General features: G+C 36.6%; 22 protein-coding genes. 13 read left to right on the forward strand and 9 right to left on the reverse strand.

All coding sequences use genetic code 11. The features are described 5' to 3' along the window. Nucleotides 1-201 precede the first annotated feature (201 nt). From C1638_RS11315 to pepT, 3 genes are all read right to left on the reverse strand, one after another. Nucleotides 202-798 (reverse strand): porin family protein, encoded by a 597-nt coding sequence (locus tag C1638_RS11315; protein WP_109621022.1) that lies wholly within the window; start codon nt 796-798, stop codon nt 202-204. Nucleotides 799-981: 183 nt separating this feature from the next. Beyond that, nucleotides 982-1,548: an energy transducer TonB gene (locus C1638_RS11320; RefSeq protein WP_109621024.1), complete on the reverse strand. Its 567-nt coding sequence runs from the start codon at nt 1,546-1,548 to the stop codon at nt 982-984. A gap of 5 nt (nt 1,549-1,553) precedes the next feature. Continuing rightward, entirely contained in the window at nt 1,554-2,801 is a 1,248-nt protein-coding gene (gene pepT / locus C1638_RS11325) for a peptidase T (RefSeq protein WP_109621748.1), read from the reverse strand. Nucleotides 2,802-2,990: 189 nt separating this feature from the next. Here pepT and C1638_RS11330 point away from each other — a divergent pair, with 189 nt between their 5' ends. Together C1638_RS11330 and C1638_RS11335 are read left to right on the forward strand one after the other, a co-directional pair. Then, nucleotides 2,991-3,839 (forward strand): hydroxymethylglutaryl-CoA lyase, encoded by an 849-nt coding sequence (locus C1638_RS11330; protein WP_109621026.1) that lies wholly within the window; start codon nt 2,991-2,993, stop codon nt 3,837-3,839. A 114-nt stretch (nt 3,840-3,953) separates the two neighbouring features. Next, on the forward strand, nt 3,954-4,790 hold the full coding sequence (locus tag C1638_RS11335) for a sulfurtransferase (protein WP_109621028.1): 837 nt from the start codon (nt 3,954-3,956) through the stop codon (nt 4,788-4,790). A 293-nt stretch (nt 4,791-5,083) separates the two neighbouring features. On the opposite strand, the gene C1638_RS11340 is transcribed toward C1638_RS11335, so the two are convergent. Genes C1638_RS11340 through C1638_RS11355 form a run of 4 tightly spaced genes read right to left on the reverse strand, consistent with a single transcriptional unit; the run spans nt 5,084 to nt 6,985 of the window. Then, on the reverse strand, nt 5,084-5,410 hold the full coding sequence (locus C1638_RS11340; RefSeq protein ID WP_109621030.1) for an SUF system Fe-S cluster assembly protein: 327 nt from the start codon (nt 5,408-5,410) through the stop codon (nt 5,084-5,086). 3 nt (nt 5,411-5,413) lie between these two features. Continuing rightward, complete coding sequence (locus C1638_RS11345) at nt 5,414-6,115, reverse strand: 3'-5' exonuclease (RefSeq protein WP_109621032.1); 702 nt, start codon at nt 6,113-6,115, stop codon at nt 5,414-5,416. 16 nt (nt 6,116-6,131) lie between these two features. After that, nucleotides 6,132-6,479, reverse strand: coding sequence for a tRNA-binding protein (locus C1638_RS11350; protein ID WP_109621034.1), 348 nt, complete (start codon nt 6,477-6,479; stop codon nt 6,132-6,134). Beyond that, nucleotides 6,476-6,985: a hypothetical protein gene (locus C1638_RS11355; protein ID WP_109621036.1), complete on the reverse strand. Its 510-nt coding sequence runs from the start codon at nt 6,983-6,985 to the stop codon at nt 6,476-6,478. Before C1638_RS11355 ends, C1638_RS11350 begins: the two co-directional genes overlap by 4 nt. Before the next feature lie 193 nt (nt 6,986-7,178). Between C1638_RS11355 and C1638_RS11360 the strand changes: the two genes are divergently transcribed. After that, nucleotides 7,179-8,048: an ATP-grasp domain-containing protein gene (locus tag C1638_RS11360; RefSeq protein ID WP_109621038.1), complete on the forward strand. Its 870-nt coding sequence runs from the start codon at nt 7,179-7,181 to the stop codon at nt 8,046-8,048. Nucleotides 8,049-8,179: 131 nt separating this feature from the next. On the opposite strand, the gene C1638_RS11365 is transcribed toward C1638_RS11360, so the two are convergent. Further along, nucleotides 8,180-9,004: a universal stress protein gene (locus C1638_RS11365; RefSeq protein WP_109621040.1), complete on the reverse strand. Its 825-nt coding sequence runs from the start codon at nt 9,002-9,004 to the stop codon at nt 8,180-8,182. A 230-nt stretch (nt 9,005-9,234) separates the two neighbouring features. Between C1638_RS11365 and C1638_RS11370 the strand changes: the two genes are divergently transcribed. The 10 genes from C1638_RS11370 (at nt 9,235) to C1638_RS11415 (ending at nt 23,035) form a co-directional block, all read left to right on the forward strand. Next, nucleotides 9,235-10,353: a sensor histidine kinase gene (locus tag C1638_RS11370; RefSeq protein ID WP_109621042.1), complete on the forward strand. Its 1,119-nt coding sequence runs from the start codon at nt 9,235-9,237 to the stop codon at nt 10,351-10,353. After that, nucleotides 10,350-11,114, forward strand: coding sequence for a LytR/AlgR family response regulator transcription factor (locus tag C1638_RS11375; RefSeq protein ID WP_109621044.1), 765 nt, complete (start codon nt 10,350-10,352; stop codon nt 11,112-11,114). The genes C1638_RS11370 and C1638_RS11375 overlap by 4 nt, the downstream gene beginning before the upstream one ends. Nucleotides 11,115-11,350: 236 nt before the next feature. Next, nucleotides 11,351-12,469 (forward strand): efflux RND transporter periplasmic adaptor subunit, encoded by a 1,119-nt coding sequence (locus tag C1638_RS11380; protein WP_109621045.1) that lies wholly within the window; start codon nt 11,351-11,353, stop codon nt 12,467-12,469. Between the two features lie 29 nt (nt 12,470-12,498). Continuing rightward, entirely contained in the window at nt 12,499-15,651 is a 3,153-nt protein-coding gene (locus C1638_RS11385) for an efflux RND transporter permease subunit (protein WP_109621047.1), read from the forward strand. A 47-nt stretch (nt 15,652-15,698) separates the two neighbouring features. Continuing rightward, nucleotides 15,699-17,114 (forward strand): efflux transporter outer membrane subunit, encoded by a 1,416-nt coding sequence (locus C1638_RS11390; protein ID WP_109621049.1) that lies wholly within the window; start codon nt 15,699-15,701, stop codon nt 17,112-17,114. 263 nt (nt 17,115-17,377) lie between these two features. Next, the gene (locus tag C1638_RS11395) at nt 17,378-17,953 is read left to right on the forward strand and encodes a DUF4840 domain-containing protein (protein WP_109621750.1); all 576 of its coding nucleotides are present in this window, start codon (nt 17,378-17,380) and stop codon (nt 17,951-17,953) included. 94 nt (nt 17,954-18,047) lie between these two features. Next, nucleotides 18,048-18,614: an RNA polymerase sigma factor gene (locus C1638_RS11400; protein ID WP_109621051.1), complete on the forward strand. Its 567-nt coding sequence runs from the start codon at nt 18,048-18,050 to the stop codon at nt 18,612-18,614. After that, nucleotides 18,607-20,013: an outer membrane beta-barrel protein gene (locus C1638_RS11405; protein ID WP_109621053.1), complete on the forward strand. Its 1,407-nt coding sequence runs from the start codon at nt 18,607-18,609 to the stop codon at nt 20,011-20,013. The genes C1638_RS11400 and C1638_RS11405 overlap by 8 nt, the downstream gene beginning before the upstream one ends. 51 nt (nt 20,014-20,064) lie before the next feature. Continuing rightward, nucleotides 20,065-21,024 (forward strand): T9SS type A sorting domain-containing protein, encoded by a 960-nt coding sequence (locus tag C1638_RS11410; protein WP_109621055.1) that lies wholly within the window; start codon nt 20,065-20,067, stop codon nt 21,022-21,024. A 181-nt stretch (nt 21,025-21,205) separates the two neighbouring features. Continuing rightward, on the forward strand, nt 21,206-23,035 hold the full coding sequence (locus C1638_RS11415) for a hypothetical protein (RefSeq protein WP_109621057.1): 1,830 nt from the start codon (nt 21,206-21,208) through the stop codon (nt 23,033-23,035). Between the two features lie 343 nt (nt 23,036-23,378). On the opposite strand, the gene C1638_RS11420 is transcribed toward C1638_RS11415, so the two are convergent. Then, nucleotides 23,379-24,944, reverse strand: a complete 1,566-nt coding sequence (locus C1638_RS11420) for a hypothetical protein (RefSeq protein ID WP_109621059.1) — start codon at nt 24,942-24,944, stop codon at nt 23,379-23,381. Nucleotides 24,945-24,989: the final 45 nt, after the last annotated feature.

Consider the following 24,989-nt stretch of genomic DNA (forward strand, 5'->3'; position numbering starts at 1 on the left):
CAGCTTGAATGCTTGCGAGATATTTGTCTGTGTCGGTTTGAAAATTGCACCATAATACAATCGTAAAAACAAGCCAGAAAATAAAGGTGAATATGTATTCTCTTAAAACAAATGATTTTGTCATAGAAGCTTAAAATAATTTAATAAAAAAATAGAAACTGCAGGTCCGCAGTTTCTAATGAGTAAAGATAATTTAAGTTTTTAGAATAGAAAATAACCTATCCCAAGACTAAAACTATGTGGCTTGGATTTAAACTCCTTACTGATGTTTGAAAGGCCGGTTTCGTATCTCAGATCTACAGTAAAGTTCTTATAATCTACACCCACACCCCCTGTGACGCCAATGTTGGATTTGTCAAAATTTTTAAAGCCCTCCTGAAGAGCCTGTGAGCTGGATACCTTATTATTAAATGCATAGCTGTAGACTCCGCCGGCAAAGACTCTTACATTAAAATCATCGGTCTTTACCAGTTTATAACCAATGACCACGGGAAGATCAATAGCGTTCCATGTAAGTTTTGCGGAACCACCATCTTTTGTATCGTAGGACGTTTTTCTTTTGTTGAATAGAGCTTCTCCTTGTACATACAGGCTTCCAATATCTAGTCTTGTCATCACCCCTGCCTGATAACCGAAACCGTATTTCCCTTCCAAGGAAGAAGATTCCGTTGAGGTTTTTGTAAAATTTGTACCTCCCTTTACTCCAATATGGAAAGCCGGTGTTTGCTGTGCCTGAGCTTCAATGGAGCAGGTAATGCATAAAAATAATGAGCTTAGTGCCAAAAATTGTTGTTTCATAAATTGATTACTGTTAAAAATTTGATGCAAAACAACAACTCTGAGAAAGAGGATAAAATTTTATTTGACGAATGGCAATAAGCTTGTGACAAGGGGTGCGGATGGAGAGGAGAGCTGGCTTGCCATAGAATAGGGAAAGCAAATAAAAAGCAAACCCGGTAAAATCTACCGGGTTTGCTTTTTTTATTTTTTGAATGTTAAAACCAAAGGAATCGAGATCATGGATGATACCGGTTTTCCATTGCTTTCTGCAGGTTTCCACTTGCCTTTCTCCCTGATACGGTAGAAAGCAGCTTCAATAAATGCATTTACATCGTCATTATTTCCTTTTACTTGAGCATTAAGCGCATTTCCTTTTGAATCTACTACAAAGCTTAAGGTTGCTTTATAAGAATCTGAAGCATAGTTTAAGAAAGTAAGATCCACAGCTTCATACAATGACTTTAGAAAAGCTGCTTTTCCTGTCTCATATTCTGCTTCTTTGCTCACCTTTGTCTTAACTGGTGGGTCAGTGTCTAATGCTTTCTTTTCGTCTTCAGAGATTTTCTCAAGGGCGTTTTTATAAGATGTTATTTTGTCTTCCGTAAGAAGCCACTCTAGCTTAGTTCTTAAGTCATTAGGCTTAGGATATTTGTTATACAAAGCCTTTTTCTTTTTTTCATATTTAGAATCTGCTTTTTGAAATCCCGAAACCTGGGCGCTTCCGAAAGCAAATGAGAATATAAATGCTAATGCTAAGAGTTTATTCATCTCAATTAGGCTTTTACAATATTAATAATCACTTCAGTTGCCTTCTCCATACTTTCTAAGGCTACATATTCGTAAGGCCCGTGGAAGTTGATTCCTCCAGCGAAAATATTCGGACAAGGAAGTCCCATATAAGAAAGCTGTGCGCCATCTGTACCTCCTCTGATTGCTTTGATTTTAGGCTCAATTCCTGCTTCAGTCATTGCTTTTGCAGCAAGATCTACAATATGCATTTTGCCCTCAAATTGCTGCTTCATATTTCTGTACTGCTCTTTGATTTCTACTTCAGCAGTTCCTTCACCATGTTTTTGGTTGAATTCGGCAACTTTTTCCTCCAAGAATTTCTTTCTTGCCTCATATTTATCAGCGTCATGGTCACGGATGATATATTGAAGTTTAGCTTCTGAAATATCAGCGGTAATATCCATTAAGTGATAGAATCCATCAAAACCTTTTGTAGTAGACGGTGTTTCGTTAGCAGGAAGCATTTGGATAAATTCAGCAGCTAATAAAGCAGCATTCACCATTTTACCATAAGCATAACCCGGGTGTACGCTTAATCCGTGGATTTTTACCACAGCGCCTGCAGCATTGAAGTTTTCATATTCTAATTCTCCAACTTCTCCACCATCCATTGTATAGGCCCATTCAGCACCGAATTTAGCTACATCAAACTTGTGTGCACCTCTTCCGATCTCTTCATCAGGAGTAAATCCTATGGCAATTCTTCCATGTTTGATCTCTGGATGGGCTATCAGATATTCGGCAGCCGTTACAATTTCTGCACAACCTGCCTTATCATCAGCACCAAGAAGAGTTGTCCCGTCTGTTGTGATTAAGGTCTGACCGATATATTTTTTTAAACTTTCAAATTTTAAAGAAGATAATGTGAATCCGGTAGTTTGGTTCAGTAGAAGATCATTTCCGTCATAATTTTCCCAAACCTGAGGTTTTACATTTTCTCCGTTGAAGTCCGGTGATGTATCATAATGTGAAATGAACCCAATTGTAGGTCTGTTATCATTTTCAAGGTTAGATGGAACATAGCCCATAATATAACCGTTTTCATCAATTGAAACATTTTCCAGGCCGATCGTTTTCAGCTCTTCTGTAATGTAATTGGCAATATCCCACTGACGAGGAGTAGAAGGGGTAGCTTCACTTTCTGCATCACTGGTTGAATATATCTTTACATAGCTAAGAAAACGGTTTAGTAATTTCTCTTTCCATAATGGATTGAATTCTATTGTACTCATCAGATTGATCATAAATTTTAACAAAGTTAGCAAATTTGACGCTCAGAATACGTTATTTGCGACTGAATATCAATTATTGAAATTATAAATCAGATATAAATATTTGAAAATCAAAATAGTGTTAGATTTGTATGTACAGTATACGAACTAGTTTAGTTTTATTATATTTGAGAAAATCAAAAAGTAAAAATGTTTCTTACCGAATGTCCTAGAGATGCCATGCAGGGATGGGGAGAATTTATCCCTACCAATAAAAAAATAGATTATATCAACTCCTTAATGGATGTTGGCTTTGATGTATTGGATTGTCTGAGCTTTGTTTCTCCAAAAGCAATTCCACAGATGGCTGACTCTGATGAGGTGGCTGAAAATATTGATAAATCCCGTTCCAAGACAAAAGTTTCTGCCATTATAGGAAACTATAGAGGTGCTGAAAAAGCTTTGAAACATGAGTCTGTGGATATTCTTGGATTTCCATTCTCTATTTCCGAAACTTTTCAGCATAGAAATACCAACAAAAGTCAGGAAGAAGCTTTTGACGAAATCATTAAGATGCTGGAACTGGTAAAAAGTGAGGGAAAACAATTGAATATTTACTTCTCTATGGCTTTTGGAAACCCGTATGGTGAAATGTGGAAGTGGGAAGATGTAGACCAGTGGGCACAAAGATTTTCAGATATCGGTGTAAAGGATGTTTTACTTTCCGATACAACGGGAGTGGCAACACCGGAAACAATTGCTCTTTTATTTGAAAAAATCCCTTCAAAGTACCCTGAAATTAACTTCGGAGGACATTTTCATAATCGTTATGAAGAATCTTATTCAAAATTAAAAGCGGCCTACGACAAGGGTTGCAGAAGATTCGACAGTGCCATCAAGGGCATTGGAGGATGTCCTATGGCCAAGGATGATCTTGTAGGAAATATGCCTACGGAACAGGTGATTAACTTTATGAGTGTTGAAAAAGCTGATCATAAACTGAATTTGCTGAATTTTGAAAGTTCTTATAACAAGGCGAAAGATATTTTTCATTTTTAAATAGTTATAAAGAATAAAAAAATCAATAGGAGCGGGCTTTAGCCCGCTTTACTATATTAATATACACATGGCTTTAGCCAAAATTTAATTAAAATCAAACCAAAAATTAATACAATGTCTCCAATAATTTCATCATCTGAGTTAAAAAATAATTCTTCTGAAAAACTTATCATCCTTGATGCAAGAGCCGGAAAAGATATCAGACAAAGCTACCTGGAAAAGCACATCAAGGGAGCAAGATTTATTGATCTGGATAAAGATCTGGCTGAGATAGGAGAAAATGCTGCTTTTGGAGGAAGACACCCGCTTCCAAGTATTGAAAAATTTGCAACAACTCTTTCAAATCTTGGGATAGCCGAAAGTTCCCACATTGTTATTTATGATGATAAAAATGGTTCTAATGCAGCAGCAAGAGCTTGGTGGATGTTAAGATCCTTTGGATTGGAAAATGTACAGGTTCTTAATGGAGGGATACAGGCTGCCGAAAATGAAAACATAGAATTTTCAACTGGGGAAGAATCATTTGAAAAAGCTCCATTGATTAAAAAAGAGGATTGGATATTTCTAATTTCAAGTCTTGAAGAGGTTGAAAATCAATTGAAAAGTAATTCTTCTACCGTTGTTGACGTAAGGGATGCCTATAGATACAGAGGAGAATCTGAGCCTATTGATTTGGTTGCAGGCCATATTCCGGGAGCAATCAATATTCCTTTTTCTGAAAATCTTGATGAAAACGGGTTGTTTTTAAAACCTGAAATTTTAAATAAAAAGTATCATGAATTGCTGAAGAATAATCCTGAACATTTGATTATCCATTGTGGATCGGGAGTTACAGCATGTCATACTATTTTAGCCTTAGATTATGCCGGATTTCCAATACCCGAGCTGTATGTAGGATCATGGAGTGAGTGGAGCAGGAGAGAGGGAAAAGAAATAGCAAAAGAAAATTAAAAATAAATCCTAATGTCAGGGTTTTTAATTATACAAAAAAGGATGTCTGGTGATGACATCCTTTTTATATGAGTATACTATTGAACAATAGTATTTTACTTTTTACTTAAGTAAAGTAATGAGATAATTATAAATCCTATTCCTGTAATAAATGGAGGTTGGGCTTTCATCTGAGTACCTAAATAAAGCATATAAACTCCGAGAAAAGCAAGCAGTATTGCTCCAATTTTTCTTACCATGGTTTTAGAATTATGATTGTAAAGTAATTTTCATGCTTAAAAAATGTCTGAATTTTATAACATTCCAAGCTCAAACTTAGCTTCTTCACTCATCATATCTTTATTCCAGCTCGGTTCGAAAGTAAGTTCTAAATCTACACTCTTTACATTCTCTACTTCAGCTACTTTATCCTTTACTTCCTGAGGAAGAGTTTCTGCCACGGGGCAGTTGGGAGTAGTAAGTGTCATTATAATTTTTACGTCAGCATCATCGGAGATCTGTACATCATAAATAAGCCCTAATTCGTAAATGTCTACCGGAATTTCGGGGTCATATACGGTTTTTAGCATGCTGATGATTTCCTCACCAATGTCAGCAATTTGATCGTCTGTAAATTTCATTTTTTAATCTAGATTGATATTCCTTTTCAACAAATCTTCCTGACGCATACGTCGGAAAATATTTGCCAAAGTTAAGACATCTTTTTCACAATAGTCAACAATTCGCTGCAAGTCTTTTTCTATGTAGTAAATTGATGAAACCATTGAGCCGTCGATATCATCCTTTGGAGTAGGAATACCAAAGACATGAGCCAATAATTCTAATGATACAAAACTTTTATAATCCCCGAACTTCCACAATTCCATTGTATCTATATGAGGAACCTCCCAAGGTTTTTTTCCAAACATTTGGAACGGTGCGGGAGGCAGCATTCCATTGATGAGGTATCTTCTGGCAATCCATGGGAAGTCAAATTCTTTTCCATTGTGTGCACAGAGAATTACATTATGAAGCCTCGGGCTATTGAAGATTTCTCCAAATTCCTGTAGCATCTTTTTTTCATCATGCCCTGAAAAGCTTTTAATCTTCAAAGTTTCATTCTTTTCAAGCATTCCGATGGTGATGCAGATGATTTTTCCAAATTCAGCCATAATTCCGGCCCTGTCATAGAATTCTTCTGCAGAAACTTCTTCCTTTCTCTGAAATTTTGTTTTTTTGTCCCAGAGATATTGCTCTGTTTCTGATAATTCCTCCCAGGATCCCGCCTGTGGAACGGTCTCTATATCAAGGAATAAGATTCTTTCTAATGGTATGTTCTGTATCATGTGTGTTTTTTATTTGCTATCCTACCTGCATTCCGTTTTTTGTGGGTAATGAGGGACTTAAAAGGGTGACATCTTTTTTGTCTTCTCCATATAATCCTAAGACTAAGCATTCACTAAAAAAGTTGGCAATCTGCTTCTTAGGAAAATTGACAACTGCTAGGATTTGTTTTCCCACCAGTTCTTCTTTTTCATAAAGAGAAGTAATCTGAGCGGCGGATTTTCTGATTCCAAGATCTCCGAAGTCTATTTCCAGCTGATAAGACGGATTTCTTGCCTTTTCAAAATCATTTACTGAAAGGATAGTTCCACATCTGATGTCTATTTTTTCAAAATCTGCCCAAGTGATGTCTGGTTTTGCTGTCATGGTAATGCGTTAATTAAATGTTCTACTTCTGTTTTCTGTTCTTCATATTTTTGCTGTAAGACTGAGTTTTCACCCATTCTTTTATAATACTCCAAAGCTTTGTTTCCAAAGAATTTTTTATGAAAATCTGAAACCTCAGGGACCTGTGGGAAAACCTTATGAAAAAGCATCTCGTAATAGGCCTGAAATTCCCGTTCATTTTTGTCTTCTATTACATGTCCGGGAGCCTTTTGTCTTACATGGAGCATTTCGTGGGCCACCATATTCAGGACAAGATTTAGGTCAAAATCAAATAAATTTTTCGGAATCATCACTGTTTGTGGTCCTCCCAATTCTCCCTCTGCCGTAAGAAGCATTGAGGTAGGAGAAAGCTCTTCCCTGAATCCAAATCCTGCAAAATTCTCATGCTCCAGATTAAAAGAATGGATTAGATACTTTGCGGCATCCAAAATCTGGTTATGTTCCTTGTAGGCATCAAGGTGTAGATTAACCTGTTCGAAATTCATTTGAAGTATGTTTTATAACAAATGTATTAAAATATTGAGAATATTAGTAATGTTTATAAAGGGGGCAAATAGAGAACGATTAAATAATTTTTAAATCCTACAATTGTATCCATCCAAATAAAAAAATCTGTGTCTGTACTTATTCATGCTATCTTCCGAAATTTACTTAAGATAAAATCATAATAACAGACGCATGAAAATCACAGTAGTAGGCTATAAAAAAGAAGAAAGACTTTCGCAGGGAGTGGTTAATGATGAAGATACAGAACTCATTAATTTTTTAATTAACAAAGGATTAGACGTTGTTCCCACAATCTGGAATGACGAAAATGTAAACTGGAGCGGTTTTGATGTTGCAATTATTAAATCTCCGTGGGACTATCATAACCATTTGGAAGAGTTTTTGAACTGGTTGGAACGTATTGAGGATGTAGGTGTTAGTATTTTAAACCCCGCAGAAATCATTAAGTGGAACAGTGATAAACATTATCTAAAGGACATTGCTGAAAAAGGTCTTCCTGTAATTCCTGCAGAATATCTGGAAAAAAACTCATCTTTTGATAATCATTTTTTCGATCTTTTTAAAACTGAGAAATTGGTGGTAAAACCTTGCGTAAGCGCAGGAGCACAAAATACAGTCACCGTTAGCAAAAGTAATTTTGATGAACGATCCAGAGAAATTGAACAGCTTCTGAAAGAGCAGGATTATATGGTACAGCCTTTTGTAGAAGAAATTAAAAATGGAGAATGGTCATTCCTGTTTTTCAATGGAAAATATAGCCACTGCTCATTAAAAACTCCTAAACAGGGTGATTTCAGAGTGCAGCATTATCATGGCGGAAGCATTAGCTATCCAACTCCGGAGCCATTGCATATAGAACAGGCAGGAGCTTATTTAAAAAGCTTACCACAATCTACGCTGTATGCAAGAGTAGATGGTGTTTTAATCAATAATTCATTTTACCTGATGGAGCTGGAATTAATTGAACCCTATCTATTTCTGAACGGGGACAAGAACTTATTGGATAACTATTATCAGGCTTTAATAGCTATGATTTCTTAACTTTAATAGGTTGACTCTGCAAAAAATATGACCGGAAAATATTTTCCGGCCATATTAAACAAGATTAAGTGTAAAATTTAGCCTTTAAAGGCAAAAGGATAATTCAAAAGTGTACAGATTTTTATTGATTCTTAATCTATGTTTAAAGGAATTGATAATAAAGGCACTTTATTTTTGTACGCCATGATGGCTGTTTTACTGCGGTGAAAAAGAGATTCTACAAGGTTGTATTTGTAGGGAATCATCGTCAGCAGATCTGCATTGGTAAGCTTAACTTCTTCTTCAATAGCCTTGATGATTTCCATAGACTGGATCATTTTAAAGCTGTATTTGATATCATCCATGTTATATCCCGAATTTAAGTCGATGTCTTCAATGACTTCAGTAAAATCCTCCAGACTTTCACTTACATTGAATACCTCTATCTCAGAACTGAATTCACTGATGAAATAATAAATATCATTCATGGCAGACCAGGTCATGGACTTGTGGTTATCATAAGCAAAAAGAATTTTTCGGATGCCCGTGTATTCTATATGCCCGGGAACAATCAATATAGGGCTTTTGATCCTGTGGATGGCTTTCGTGACCGTATTTCCCAAGAGCCTTTGCTCAAGCGTTTTTTCTGCCATCCCCATGACAATAAAATCACCTTTGGTGGTTTGTATACAATTATTAAGCTCTTCAATAAAGTTTCCTGAAGCCAGATAATATTCCGTTTCTATATTATATAATGTACTGATTGTTTTTGCTTTATCAGTAAGTTTTATTTGATTCTTAAGGGTTTGTTCATAAAAAAAATCAGCAGAAACCTGGGCATTTAGAGCATGGATGGAAATGCTCTGTAAGTTGAACAGGACGACCTTATATTGGTTTTCCTTAGCCATGGAGGCCGCATAATGAGTGGCATTTTCAGCTTCCTGAGAAAAATCTGTGCAGACAATTATAGTTTTCATTGTACCGGATTTGATAGTGCAAAACTAAGGGAGTGGGCTTTTTCATCTTATTAAAAATATGGTGACATTGCATAAAGTGATGATGAAATGTCTTTTTCAGGTGATGAAACGTTAGTTTCCATTTGAACCTTTCTATTTTACGCTTCAGGTACTGTTTTGGCGGTCTCGTCCAAAATAGGTCAGACTCTTCTAAAATCTATTTCTATATTTACACTCACAAAGTCCCGGATATGAGTAGGGTTTCGACCATTAGAAAAAATATAGTACGGAGTAAAAAGATCCTTTCTGCAATGAAAAGGAGGCTGGTGATCTGGGCTGTAGCCGTCATTGCTTTTTGTGGCTTTTCTTATCTGATTGATCCTTTTGATCCGGTTTGGCAAGGATACTTAGAGACTCCGCTGCAAATGGTAATTGAAGATGCTCTTTGGGTGCTTCTTTTTTCTGTAATCATCTCAGAGGTTAGTATATTTATAGATTTGACTCTTAATAAGTTACTTCCTTGGAAAGATCGTACGATAAAACGATTGCTTATCCAGGGGTTTCTTCAGATTGTGGGAAGTGTTCTGATCGTTATGATCATTAATGCTGTTGTCGATTGTACTTCAGATAACTTACCGGAAATAGATTCCAGAAAAGAATATACATTATTAGGACAATGGGTGGCTACCAATATTGTGATATCTCTTATCATCAGTGGATTTAACACGGTAGATTATTTACTCCAAAACTGGAAAAAAACAGCCGTAGAAGCTGCCCAGCACAAAATTAGGGCTTCCAAGCATAAGCAGGCTGCAATGGCCGCAGAACTTCAGGCACTTAAGTTGCAAATAGATCCCCATTTTATCTTTAATAATCTCAGTGTTTTGTCAGAACTTATTCTGGAAGACCAGCAATTGGGCTATGAATATTCAGAAAAATTTGCAAGAGTATATCGATATCTTCTGGTGAATTCCAAAAAAGATATCATTGCTGTAGAAGAGGAACTGAAGTTTTTAGATTCTTATATTTTCCTGATTGAAAAAAGAATAGGAGAAGGTGTAATATTTAAAATTGACATTCAGGATAAGTACAGATCCATGTACACCCTTCCACTATCCCTGCAGTTATTGGTTGAAAATGCCATAAAACATAACCAAACCTCAAAGGCAAATCCGTTGGAGATTCATGTATATACAAATTCTATCGGCGAACTGGTTGTTTCCAATACTTTCTTACCACTGATTAATAAGCCGGATTCCTCAGGAGTTGGGCTTACCAATATCATCACAAGATATGAGATTCTTGGGTATACAAAACCAATAATAGAGAAAACTGAAGATAAATTTATTGTAAAACTTCCATTGATATGAAGATTAATAAAATTTTAATAGTCGAGGATGAAAGACCCAATGCAGATAGGCTGAAAAGACTATTGCTAAAGCTGAGACCCCATATTGAAATATTGTCCGTAGAAGATTCAATTACATCTACGGTAAACTGGCTGGAAAACAATGTGGTACCGGATATCATTATGATGGATGTTCGTCTGGCAGATGGGCTAAGCTTTGAGATCTTTAATAAGCATGAAATTAAAAGTGCCGTGATATTCACAACAGCCTATGATGAATATGCTGTACAGGCTTTTAAATATAACAGTATAGATTATCTTTTAAAACCGATAGATGAAGAAGAACTGGATGCCGCTCTCAAGCGCTACGAAACCTTTATGGAATCTGTTCCCGTAGTAGGCTCAGCAATAGAGGGTTTACTCAATTATATCCAGCCGAAAGATTACAGGAAACGTTTTCTCATTACACATCGTGATGGCTATAAAACTGTTTTAGCAGAAGATATTTTATACTTTTATACAGAATTAGGAATGAGTAGGGCGATGCTAAATACAGGTGTTGTAGAGAATATCCCGCAAACGCTGGAAGAGCTTGAAAAACAACTGGATCCGAAATTTTTTTTCAGAGCCAATAGACAATTTATCATCCATATAGATTCTGTAAAACAGATTTTCAATCACTTCAATGGTAAGCTTAAACTGGAACTCAGAAAACAACCGGAAATAGAAGTCATTGTTAGTAGAGAAAAGGCGTCCATATTCAAATCCTGGATGGACTATTAGTTAGAAAATAAACATACATTATATAAAAAGCTGTCTTATTAAGGCAGCTTTTATTCTTTCAATACGTAAGTAGAAAGCACTTTTTTATGGTTCTGAATAGAGTGAAAAGCTCCCTTTCCTTTCATTTTTGGTATCATACGCTTCACCTGCGATTAATTACGCTTCACCAGATTTTTAGATGAATATCCCTATTATATGAATTTATTTTGCTGTTGTAAAATTTAAAATCAAATGTTATGAATTACAGAAAAGGATATCTGGCACTTTCACTTACAGCTGCAGCAATATTGTACTCCTGCGGTTCTGGGAACGGTCAGGAAAATGCCCAGCAGCAGCCGGCACTTCCTACCGACTTTATCCACGTGAAATCCGGAGATGCAGATGTTTCTACGGGATACCCCGGAAGTATAGAGGGACAGGATAATGTAGACATTAAGGCTCAGGTAACGGGATACCTGGAAGCAGTATATATAAAAGAAGGACAATACGTGAGCAAGGGGCAGACATTATTTAGAATTAACCCATCCGTATACAATGAACAGGTTAATACCAATGAAGCAGCAGTAAAGGCCGCTTTAGCTTCTCAGGAAACAGCAAGACTGGAAGTTGAAAAATTAAGACCTCTGGTAGAAGGAAAAGTAGTTTCTGATATGCAGCTGAAAACGGCGCAGGCAAGTCTTAAGGCAGCATCAGCACAAGTGGCACAGGCACAATCTTCATTGGGTTCCTCAAAGATCAACGCGAACTTTACCTATATCAAGGCACCAGTGAGTGGATACATAGGAAGAATCCCAAACAGGGTAGGAAACCTCATCAGCCCGTCTGATCCATCTCCATTAACGACGCTTTCAAACATCAGCAGCGTGAATGTTTACTTCTCAATGAACGAAGCAGACTTTATTGCCCATAGCAGAGCTGCAGCTTCGGGCAGAAGTGTAGACAATGTAGAACTTATTCTAGCAGACGGATCCACCTACTCATTCAAAGGAAAGCTGGAAAATGCCAGTGGAAACTTTGATAAAAATACAGGAAGTATTCAGATGAAAGCCGTTTTCCAAAATCCGGATAAGTTGCTAAGATCAGGAGGAACTGCCAGAGTAATGCTTCACAATGCATTGGATGGGGTTGTTAAGCTTCCGAAGACTTCTGTAAAAGATATTCAGGATAAATTCTTTGTCTATAAACTTGAAGGTAAAGATAAAGTGAAGATGACCCAGATTGAAGTATCAGGAAGCACATCTCAGGATTACTTTGTGAAAAATGGAGTGAATGCAGGAGATAAAATTGCAATCAACAGAATAGATGCCCTTACAGATGGAGCTCCGGTTGCAGCTAAAGTGATTCCTTCAAAATAATTTTATAATCATTCTTAGAAAATTCGAAAATGTTAAAAAAGATAATAGATCGTCCAGTACTGGCGACAGTAATATCCCTTATTATTGTCATTTTGGGGATCATAGGGCTGAACCAGCTGGCAGTTACCAGATTTCCGGATATTTCTCCGCCTACCATTACGGTTTCCGGTTCGTATCCGGGAGGAAACAGTGAAACGGTCATTCGTTCCGTGGTAACTCCTCTGGAAGAGCAAATCAATGGAGTGGAAGACATGAGCTACATGAAATCCACAGCAAGTAATGACGGAACATTTACAATCTCTGTTATATTCAAGCAAGGAGTCAATGCCGATCAGGCAGCAGTAAATGTACAGAACAGAGTACAGCAGGCTACTCCGATACTGCCTCAGGAAGTGGTAAGGATGGGATTAACAACCTCCAAGCAGCAGAACAGTATGGTATTGATCTTCAATATTTATACTGAAGACAATAAGCAGTATGACGAAACCTTTCTTCAGAACTATGCCAATATCAACCTTATCCCACAGATCAAGAGGGTAAAAGGAGTAGGGCAGGCGCAGATCTTCGGAGTTAAGGATTATTCCATGAGAATCTGGCTTAATCCACAGAAAATGTCCTCTTACGGACTTGAACCTTCGGATGTTTCCAATGCTATTGCAGATCATAGTTTAGAATCTGCTCCTGGTAAATTGGGTGAAGAATCTAATGCAGCTTTAGAATATGTCATCAGATATAAAGGGAAAAAGAATAAGCCGGAACAATATGAAAATATCGTTGTTAAAAATGACGGAACCAATGTAATCAGGCTTAAAGATGTGGCCCGTGTAGAGTTTGGGTCCATCAATAACAGTGGAGATAACCTTTCCAATGGTAAAAATGCGGTTACGGTGGCCATTATGCAGACTACAGGATCCAATGCCAATGAAATTGAAATAGGCGTAAATAAAGCGATTGACCAACTGGCAAAATCATTTCCTCCCGGGATAAAATATACCAAGGTAATGAGTACCAAGGAAAGACTGGATGAAGCAACAGGACAAGTAAAATCTACCCTGATAGAAGCATTTATCCTTGTGTTTATTGTGGTATTTATCTTTTTACAGGATTTCAGGTCTACCATTATTCCTGCAATTGCAGTGCCTGTAGCCATTATTGGTACATTCTTCTTCCTTTTGGTATTAGGATTCACCATTAATGTATTGACATTGTTTGCCCTTGTACTGGCCATTGGTATTGTCGTCGATGATGCCATTGTAGTAGTGGAAGCCGTTCACAGTAACATGGAAGGAACAGATCTTTCAGGAAGAGATGCCACTCACAAGGCGATGAGTGAAATTACAGGCGCTGTTATTTCAATTACGCTGGTAATGTCTGCGGTATTCATTCCTATCGGGTTTATGTCAGGCTCAGCAGGGTTATTCTATAAGCAGTTTGCTTATACATTAGCCATTGCCATTATTATTTCAGCAGTGAACGCCCTTACTTTAACACCTGCTTTATGTGCTGTATTCTTGAAAAATCACCATGCAGAAGAGGGTGGGAAGCCGAAAGGATTTGGACAAAGATTTGCCGTTGCATTTAATGCAGGGTTTAGTAACATGACAGACCGTTATGCAAAAGGGGTACGGTTTTTAATTGGACGTAAATGGATTGCAGCGGGCTTGGTAGCAGGGATTATTGGGCTGTCAGCATGGCTTATGACAAGTACAACCAAGAGTTTTGTTCCAATGGAAGATGACGGATTCTTTATCTATTCATTAAGTATGCCGCCAGGAACAGGATTGACAAAAACAACCGAAGTTTCCAATAAGATCAATGCCATTTTAAAAACGGTAGACGCTGTTGAGGAAAATACATCCATTACAGGATTCAACCTGTTGAGTAACAGTGCGGGACCAGCCTATGCCATGGGGTTTGTAAAATTAAAACCTAAAAAGGAAAGAGGAGCCGTTCAGGATATTGACGAAATCATGAATATCGTTAATGGAAAGTTGTCTGTAATCAAAGAGGGAAGCGTTATGAGTTTCAGAATGCCTCCGGTAGAAGGATATGGGGTGACAAATGATGCTGAAATTGTTCTTCAGGACCGTATGGGTAGAGATCCACAGGTTCTTAAGGCAAAAGCAGATGATGTAATTGGACAGTTAATGCAGGTTCCGGAAGTTGCCTACGCCTATACCATGTTTAGAGCAGACTATCCTCAGTTGGAGCTTGAAGTAAATGAAGATAAAGCGAAGCAGCTAGGAGTAAGCATTGCTAATTTATTGGGAACAGTACAGACCTATTTCTCAGGAGATCAGTCTCAAAACTTCTCAAGATTCGGAAAGTTTTATAGAGTAAATATAAAGGCTGACGGTGTTTTCAGAATGGATGAACAGGCGTTCAATGATATTTTTGTCAAGAATAATAAAGGCGAAATGGTTCCTGCCAATACCTTAATCACTTTGAAAAAAGTATATGGTCCGGAGTCCGTTCAGCGATATAATCTTTACAATTCTCTTAATATCAACGTAGTGCCGAAACCGGGAATCAGTAATGGAGCCTTGATGGATAAAATTGAACCAACGTTGAATAAACTTCCATCCGACTACAGTTATGAATGGACAGGATTAAGTTTGGAAGAGAAATCAGCAGGAAGTCAGACCGTTGTCATCCTGGGATTATGTCTACTTTTCGTTTATCTGCTTCTTGCAGCCCAATACGAAAGTTATATTCTTCCGTTAGCAGTAATGCTTTCCATCCCAACAGGAATTGTAGGAGCTTTCCTTGGAATAAAAGCGATAGGACTGGATAATAACATCTATGTGCAGGTAGGATTAATCATGCTTATTGGTCTATTGGCAAAAAATGCAATCCTTATTGTAGAATTTGCAGTCCAAAGAAGAAAATCAGGACTTTCCATTCTGGATTCAGCATTGGAAGGAGCAAAGGCAAGGCTGCGTCCCATTATTATGACCTCATTGGCCTTTATTGTAGGGATGATTCCATTGATGATTTCTACTGGAGGAATGGCCTCAGGAAATAAATCCATCAGTGTAAGTGCTGCAATAGGAATGTTGAGTGGAGTAGTTCTGGGAGTATTTGTAATTCCTGTACTGTATATGTTCTTCCAATATCTAGATGAAAAATTTTCATCCAAGAAGAAATATAACACAGTAGAAGCCCCTGTAGTTCAAAAATAATCCGATACCGGAGAGTACATAAAAAATCGGAAAAAATAAATTGACAAATGAGAATATTTAATATAAAAAATTTCCTTATTTCAGGCGCAATGGCATCAGTACTGGTGTCCTGCGCCGTAGGGAAATCCTATACAAGAACAGACCTTAAGGTACCGGAAACCTATAAAGAATCTGTACAGGTAACGGGAGATACAGTCGTACTTCCATGGAAGACTTTCTTTAAGGATCCCAAACTTATGGGATTAATAGATAGAGCTTTAACCCGAAACAACGAAGTGAATGTTGCCCTGAAAAATATAGAACAACTGGATCTTGTCTACAAACAGGCCAAGTTATCTCTAATGCCTACTTTAGACCTTACTGCAGGAGCCAACCGTAGCTGGGCATCTACAAATACCCTTAATGGATCGTTGAACGAGCAGTTTGTAGGAACCAAGTATATGGATGACTTTAGTGCGGCTCTAAGACTTTCATGGGAAATTGATATCTGGGGGAAAGCCAAAATGCAGAAAGAATCAGCTGCTGCAGAATATTTTGCTCAAAAGGAAAACCTAAATGCTGTAAAAAGCAGGATTATTGTTCAGGTAGCACAGGCTTATTATAACCTGATAAGCTTAGATGAGCAGTTGAAAATTGCAGAACAGAATATTGAATTAAGTAATAGCACTCTTAAAATGATGGATCTTCAGTTTAAGGCGGGGCAGATCAACTCATTGGCGGTACAGCAATCTGAGGCGCAGAAAAAAACTGCTGAACTCTTGATTCCGCTAGCCAAACAGAATATTTCCGTTCAGGAAAATGCCCTGAGCATCCTTTGTGGAGAATATCCCTCTAAAATCGAAAGAGAAGGAAACCTGAAAATGATGATTCCTGAAAATAAACTTTCACAGGGACTTCCTGCCCAGTTGTTAAGTCGAAGACCAGATCTAAAAGTAGCAGAATTTAATGTCATCAGCCTGAATGCAAAAACAGGACTGGCAAAAGCGGCGATGTACCCAAGTATCAGTCTGAGCCCACAGATTGGAGTGAATTCCAATAAATTTAGCTCATGGTTTGATATTCCGGGATCTATTACCAAGGCAGTTGCCGCAAACCTTGCCGCCCCTATTTTCCAGAAAAAACAGTTGAAAACAGCTTATGAAACGGCTTTAATTGAACAGGAAAAAGCGGCAATTAATTTTAAACAATCAGTAATGACTGCTGTTGGAGAAGTTTCTGATGCCATGGCAAAGTCTCAGGGTTCATCGGAAAGACTACATCTTTTAGATCAGAGAACGGCTATTTTAGACAAAGGCATCAATGATGCACTAAAGCTGTATAAAAGCGGAATGGCGACCTATCTGGAAGTTATCACAGCCCAGAACAATAAGCTTCAGAATGATCTGGAAGCCATTAATGTTACCCTTGAAAGATTAAATGCTGAGGTTGACCTTTACAGGGCGCTCGGCGGTGGAGTAGAATAATACTTAAATAATAAATTATAAAAGGAAGTTGTATCATGCAGCTTCCTTTTTTCATTAAATCAAACTTTAAAATATAATATTGAGAAGAATTTTTGTTTTTTAATTGAAAAATTTTATTTGAAAGTAATTTTTTACATTCATTGAATCAGGTAGTTATGAAAAATATTGCTTTTTTTTGAAAAATATGTGCAAGATTTTTAAAAAAGAGGGTTTATATCAATGAGTACTCGAAATAATTAATGTTTAATGAAAAAAATAATGTAATGAAGAAATTTACAGTATCTCAATTCTTGATAGCTATTTTACTTGTATTCACAGGTTTCACTTTCTACTCATGTAATAATGACGGCCCGGAGATTCCGCCGGTAAAGCTTGATGATGTTAAAGGAAATTATAAAGGTAGACTGATTACCATACAAGGAAATGTAAAAACAGAAAAAATAAAGGATTTTAAAGTAAAGAAAGATACCATAGCGTTTGCAGAATTTCCGGTAGATGAAATTGTGAAAACAGTAGTAAAGGATCCGGTAAAGGCAGAAGCTGCAATCAAGGCAATAGGAAAAGTGAAGTATGATCTTAAATATACAGCTTCAGTAAATACTTCCAGTAATGCAGTAGAATTGCTTTTCGCACCCAAAGTAATGGAAATTCGTATTCCTGTGGATGGCGTGACCAAAAAGACAGAAGTTACGTTGGTGGCAAAGCAGAAAGGATTTTATGTAGGTCTGGACGGATCGTTGAGGTTTGCTCTGATAGCAGATAAGATTACCGTAGATGGTACAGTACTAGCCCCTTATGAAGCTATTAATTATAATTTCCCGTTCTGCGTGAAGATTTAATGAATAGTTACTACTATAAATGGATTGCATTTATAAGATGCAATCTATTTTTGCTTTAAAATTTTAATCAATATATCGGATACTGGAGCAGTACATGGAAGAAAGTAAAGAACAGATTTTGGTAAAGCGCCTTCTGAAAAAGGAGGAAGCCGCCTGGAAAGAGCTTTTTGGAGCTTTTTCCGGTAATCTGACCTATGTATGTTCCCGATATGTGTCTGAAAGAGAAGATGTGCATGATGTGCTTCAAAACAGTTTTATCAAAATGTTCCGCTCTATAGAATCATTTGAATACAGAGGAGCTGGCTCTTTGAAAGCCTGGATCACCCGTATTACGGTAAATGAATCCCTAAAGTACATCAAGCAGAAAGGAGACTTTAAATCAACTGTTGAGGTAGATGATCTTCCCGACCTTCCCAATGAAGAGGAACCAGATTTTGAGGAAATTCCAAAGGCTGATATTATGGAAATCATCCGGTCACTTCCGGATGGATACCGAACGGTCTTTAATCTGTATGTGTTTGAACAGAAGAGTCATAAGGAAATTGCATTGTTGTTGGGAATTGCAGAAAATTCTTCTGCCTCACAGTTTCATCGTGCAAAAGGGCTGCTTGTTCAGAAAATAAAAGAGTTTAAAATGTCAAAAAAAGCACAATATGAATAACGAATGGCTCAATACCCTGCGAAGCAGAATGGAAGACCATGAAGAGGGTGTTCCGGAGGGGTTGTGGGATGACATTAGAGATGAATTGTTCTCGGAAGAAGAGAGCAAGATCATAGCTGGTGTTACTCCGGTAGTCAATGATGATGTGGAAAAAGAAAATGGAAAAGGAGGTGAAAAAGTAGGATATAAGTCCTTGTTTTATCGTATTGGAGGGATCGCAGCGGCGGCAGCTTTGGTTTTTATGATCGTGAAGATATTGCCACAAGATGATAATAATAAGACTTTTTCAAAAAATCATTTAGATTTAAATAAGGGTGCCAATAGAAATTCAGTGTTAAAAGGTTCAGAAGATCAGGAAGATAAAAATGTTGAGGGAAAGCCCATCATGAGTACTCCTCTTGTTCAAAATAATTTTAATGGAGTAAGATCAGAGAAAAGCATACATACCATAAATCTTGAAGATATAGAGAGAAAGAAAACAGGAAATAATGAAGATTTTCAGGTAATTACACACAATACTGATAGCGTAGAACCGTTCCGGCAGGAGGATAAAACTTTATCTGCTTTGCCTTTGGCGAATGAAACGAGAAAGGCTCAGATTGATGAAAAGGAAACAGATGAAAGTCTTTTTAAAAAGGAAAAAATAGAAGAAAAATATGCTGATCATAAGAAAGATAAGGCATTAAAATCTCATAAAGATAAATCCTGGATGCTGAGCATGCTTACAGGAAATGCTTCTTCCAATTCTGCGGAACAACAGTTCCCGGGATATGCCTCTATGGATGGAAAGCCCATGAATATTGAAGCGGTATGGAGCGCCTCCGAGTATGTGGATGATCCTTTGACGGAAATATTACTAGCGAACCAAAGTAAGCCAGTAGAAGCAAGAATACGACATAAGGTTCCTGTAACATTTGGATTATCCGTTTATTATAATTTGGGCAAAAGATGGGGGATAGGAACGGGGCTGAACTACACAAAACTAGCTTCTGAGCTTCATTCAGGAACCAGTGCTAACTATATTAAAGGAAACCAGACTGTTCATTATATAGGAATTCCGGTTCAGGTTAATTATAACGTGATTCAGAAAGGAAAATTTACAGGATATGTAACAGGAGGTACTTTGGTGGAGAAACAGGTGGCAGGAAGCATTGCAACCACCTATGTTGTGGATGATGAAGTAAAAGAGACTTCTAAGGAAAGTATTGATCACAAGCCTCTTCAGTTTTCGGTGAATACGGCTGTGGGACTTCAGCTAAAAGTCATCAACCGATTGGGAATCTATGCAGAACCGGGAATAGGATATCATTTTAAGGATGACAATTCTCCCAATACAATCTATAAGGAAAAACCTCTGCATTTTAATGTGAAATTTGGGATTAGATTATTGATTGATTAGAAAGGAAGTGAATGGGGGTTTACAAAGGACATCAAACTTAAATGTCAACATATGAAAACAAAACTAATTTTTTTAACGTTTTTACTGTTCAGCTTTCTGAATATAAAAGCCCAATGTAATCCTACCATTACCAGTCCCAGACTTGGCGCCATATTTTCAGAGAAGATTCTTTTCTGTGAGGGAGAAGATGAAGTACTTTCTACACAAGCCTTTGGCACTTACCAATGGTACAAGCAGGAATGGACGTGGCAGACTCCCAATAATAACCCATGGGTTGCCATTCCAGGAGCTACCTCACAACAATTAACCATTAATGGAGGAGATCAGCTTTTTTACTTTAAGGTAAAAGTTACCGATGGTGATTGTGCTGCCGAAAGTCCGGAAGTGATGGCAGATGGCTATATGTATGGTCTTCCGGCTATGATTTCTACATTTATCCCCGGAACTTATGAAATTACAGATACAGGAGAAGCTAATATCTGTGACGGAGCTTCTGTGACATTTGAGAATGTATTTCCTGTAGTGTACGGAACCCATACCTGGTTTAAATGCGTTCCCACTACATCTGCTCCCTTTACTGGAGATTCATGTGTTATTCCTGGTGCAACAGGAGATACTTATAAGGCTGAAAAGAGTGGTAAATACGGCTTTTATGCCTGTACAGAATATTGCCCTAATCAATGCCAAATGTTAGATCCGTTTTCATTTGTACAGCTGAACTTTGGTAATTGGCCTTTCTGTGGAGATCTGGGAACAGGAGAGACCAAAATGAAAAGCAATACACTTAATATATATCCAAATCCTACAGCACAGTTCCTTTATATTGGTAAAGAATCAGAGGTATATAAGGAGATTGCCATCATAGATATGTCCGGAAAGCTGGTTCTGAAGAAAAATGATCACCAATATAAACAACCTGTTGATGTGAGTCATTTGGTTCCGGGAAATTACATCATCGTTTCCAAAAGTAAAAATGGAGAAGTCTATAGAAATAAATTTATAAAAAAATAGGATTAAATAATCTTTTCGTTAGTTTTTAATAATGGTTTGAACGGCACATAATTTTGTGCCGTTTTTTTTGTGATGATAATAGCTTTTTCATTCTATATATTTTTAAGTTATTGATAACACGTCAAGTTTTGGCGTGCCACAGGAATATATTTGTAAAACCTTAATTATTAAATATTAAAAAATGAATTGTATAGAATTAAATGATCCGTTCACAGGAGAGTGGATCTCTTTTTTAGAAACAACAGTAACATATAATGGTAATCCAATTACAGATATTATGTGTGAGAAGAACGGTGAAATGTATAAGAAAATCAATAACAAATACTACCGTAGGATAATTCACGATGGAAAAATTAATGTGAAATGGTTTGGGGCTTTAGGAAATGGAATCAATGATGAAGCCATTTATTTTAATAAAGCATTGGAATTTATCGCTGATATTGGTGGTGGAACCCTATTTGTCCCTGCCGGAAAATACAAATTGAGCCATGTAGATTGTTTAACTAAAAAATATTCAAATATTACCATATTAGCATATGACGCTGAGTTTATTCAACTTTTGGGCACTCAAATTCAATTTCCTCACCCTACTCCAAAGGATCCAAATGGTATACTTAAGACATACGGAAGATATAGAGCAGCAGATGGGATGTTTGTGTTTGATGCTCAGGTCTCTAACCAAACCGATGATTCTAACTCCATTAAGAATATTAAGTTTATAGGAGCTAAGTTTAGTGGTAATGTTAATGAAAAAGGGTTTGATGAATTACTTCATCTGGTTTGTATGCATGGTGTTTCTAATGTGACTTTTGAATATTGTTCTTTTGTAGGATTTATGGGAGATGGAGTGGCTGTTTGTAGAGGACTAAAGGAAGAAGAGGAAGGTGTTATCATCAGAGATGCTTATAATAGAGATGTTAATTTTTACAAATGTAATTTTGACGGAGTAAATAATGATAACAGACAGGGTATCTCTTTATACTACTGTGATGGATTCAGTATTGATTTCTGCAATTTTGAAAATATTTGCAGACCCGATATGATAGGCGCTGTTGATATAGAACCCGATACAGATAATACCATTTCAAGAAGAGGAGTAATTTCAAACTGTAGTTTTAGAAACATTGGAGGAGCTAACGGAGCGGTTACTTTATTTTTGAGAAATTATAAAGGGACAGCAGAAAAAATTTCTCATTTAGGATATATTATTGATAATTGTGATTTTCAAGATGTGCTAGCTCCTTTGTCTGTAATAGGGAATGATAATTTTATGACGAAGACTTCAAACTATGGAGTGATATTCAAAAATAATAGAATCCTTAATACAGAGGGTGTTGGAGATTTAAGAAAAGCATATGGTGTACTCTTCTATAACAATTTCTTCAAAAATGTGACTTCAGAAACCATGACGGTAATACGTGCTGATGGAGGTAAAAATATAACTTTTGAGAAAAACACTTTTGATAATTTCAAAAATCCGGATGGACTGGCATTTGTTGGAACGACTAAAAACATCAATCTCATTGAAAATCAATTTTATAACTTCTCAGGTACATTTATTACGATTAACGATCCCCAAGGAATTGGAAAAATTGTAGAAAATGAATTTATATCTTCAGCAATCAATGTTCAATTTCCATTGATTACTTCTTCTTCAGCAACTCCTGAAAAGCTTATCACCAGCATGGTAAAAGACAATGTTTATGGTCCCAATATTCCGTCTGTAAACTTGTATTATTTCGTAAATGGAAATAATAACCCTACACTCGAAAACATTACGCCTAACAAGGTAATGTATGGCGAAAGTCAATCTCAGATGACAGGAAATATGCCAACAGGTTTTGTGGGAGACCCAACTGCCATAGTAAAAATGTCTCGTGAGAATATAGCTGACAATTACTACCCTCATGTGTATCAGACGCTATATCCGTCTCCTAATAATAATGGTAAAATTTGGAGAAGACAGGCGATCAATCAAACAACCTGGGGAAATTTTATTGAAATTTCATAACCAGAAAAAGAAAAGTTTCATATAGATAGTATATAAATCTTTCGGATTAATTTCCGGAAGATTTTTTTATTGTTTGTTCTTTAATGATTCTGATTATTAGAATATTATCAATTTAAATATGTGTTTTTTTAAAATAGAAAATTAATTACATTTACTTCAAAAACACACCGTGCTGATCAAAATTTATGGCAGCGCCATTCCTGGAGTTGCCGCACAGACGATAACCATAGAAAATTTGGAGCAAAATTTTGATAAAACAATAAGAGGGATGATTTTATCATCCCTCTTATAAGCTTTAAATAAGACGTTTTAGTCTAAAGCCAGTCTATCTCAAGTGCCATTTCTAATATTCTATATTCCAAGCAAACTTTGCTAGTCCTGTTCCCGGAGCTGAGTCTACAAAAATGGAGAATTTTCCTTCTGAACTCTGATCAATCCACCATTTTTTTGCTTGCCCTAAATTATTTGTAGGAGAAACATTTATACAATCTAATGGGATGGTAAAAGGAAGTCCATGATTTACAATAACTTTATTTTCTGTAGCTATAATGTCTGCTGTTCCTTTTGCTTTATATGGAATATTGGGAACGTTTTCATTAGGTGATAATCGGCCTTCATTCACTACGATCCAGTCAATTTCGGCAGTAGATCCTATGGGTGCATTGACATCAAAAACCAACCCAATCTGGGTTAAATTATTATTGTCTATTCTTTTTGAAACACTTATAATTTCATAATCCTGGGTGTGATTGGGAGTACCATGTAGGAAAGATACATCAGAGTTTACAATGACAGGAAACACCTTATAACTTGATTTAACTTTCATAGTAACAGTTACATATTTTCCAAAATACTTTGAAGGTTCCAATAAATTAACATAAAACTTTCCAAACTGTGAAGTTTGCGTTACTTTAACTCCATTACTGGTTCTCTCAAAACTACAGTTTTGTCCGATATAGTTTTCTATCCTATTAAAGTTATTATCTAAAATATTAGAAATAAATGATTTTCCGTATCTGATAGGTGCGAATTTGTTGTCAAATTCTGTAAGTGAATGTGCCCTTTTAACTATATTCAAATTGAAATAATGGTCAACCATCTTAGTTTCATCCTTAATGAGCCCTTCTACACCTCCTCCAATAAAAGAATTATTATAACTTCTGATATCGGTTGCAGATAAATCAAGCCAGTAGAAAGTACCGGTTTTAGAGTCATTAAAAATTTGAAGATTGGAAAAAACATTGGCCATTCCGGACAATTTGATTCCTGTTTTTTCAATATTACCTTCTACCAGATCTACAATCCTTAAATCAGAAATTATATTGTTAATGATAGACGTTGAGCCTCCTTCCTGAATAGAAAAAGCAGTTCCTGTAAATTGTTTTATATAACATCCATAGAAAAGATTATGAGTTACCCAGGCATCGGCTGTAGCCGCTTCCATGACGATACCATTTTTACAATTTTCAATATTTACATTGATATTATTATTATGCACCCCACTTGTCTCAGAAACAAGTCTTACTCCGGTAAATTTACCTTGTGGAAGTAGGGTATTACCTACAGCATCAATAATCTCAGGAACCGGAGTGATTGTACATGAAATGGTATTATTAATGCACTCACCAAGTCCATTCCCTGTAATTTTGAAAATATCCTTTTCATTGTTTTTATCAACTATTATTTTTACCCCTTTAATAGTAAACCGTTGAGTTCCCTGTAAATCAAAGGGATTAATGTTACCCACTACTTTTATAACTGACAGATCGCCTATTCCTAGGATTGTGGCATCATATAACAACTCTCTGGAAAGTGTACTGGTTAGAGTCACGGTTTCCACATCAATTGTTACTACTTTACTTAAACTTAATGCTAGGGCTAGATCCCCGTTTACGTCGCTAACTTTCATATTTATTTAATTTGTTTGTTATTGCAAAACTACTGTGCGACAACG

Source organism: Chryseobacterium oncorhynchi (assembly GCF_002899895.1).
Taxonomy (GTDB): Bacteria; Bacteroidota; Bacteroidia; order Flavobacteriales; family Weeksellaceae; genus Chryseobacterium; species Chryseobacterium oncorhynchi.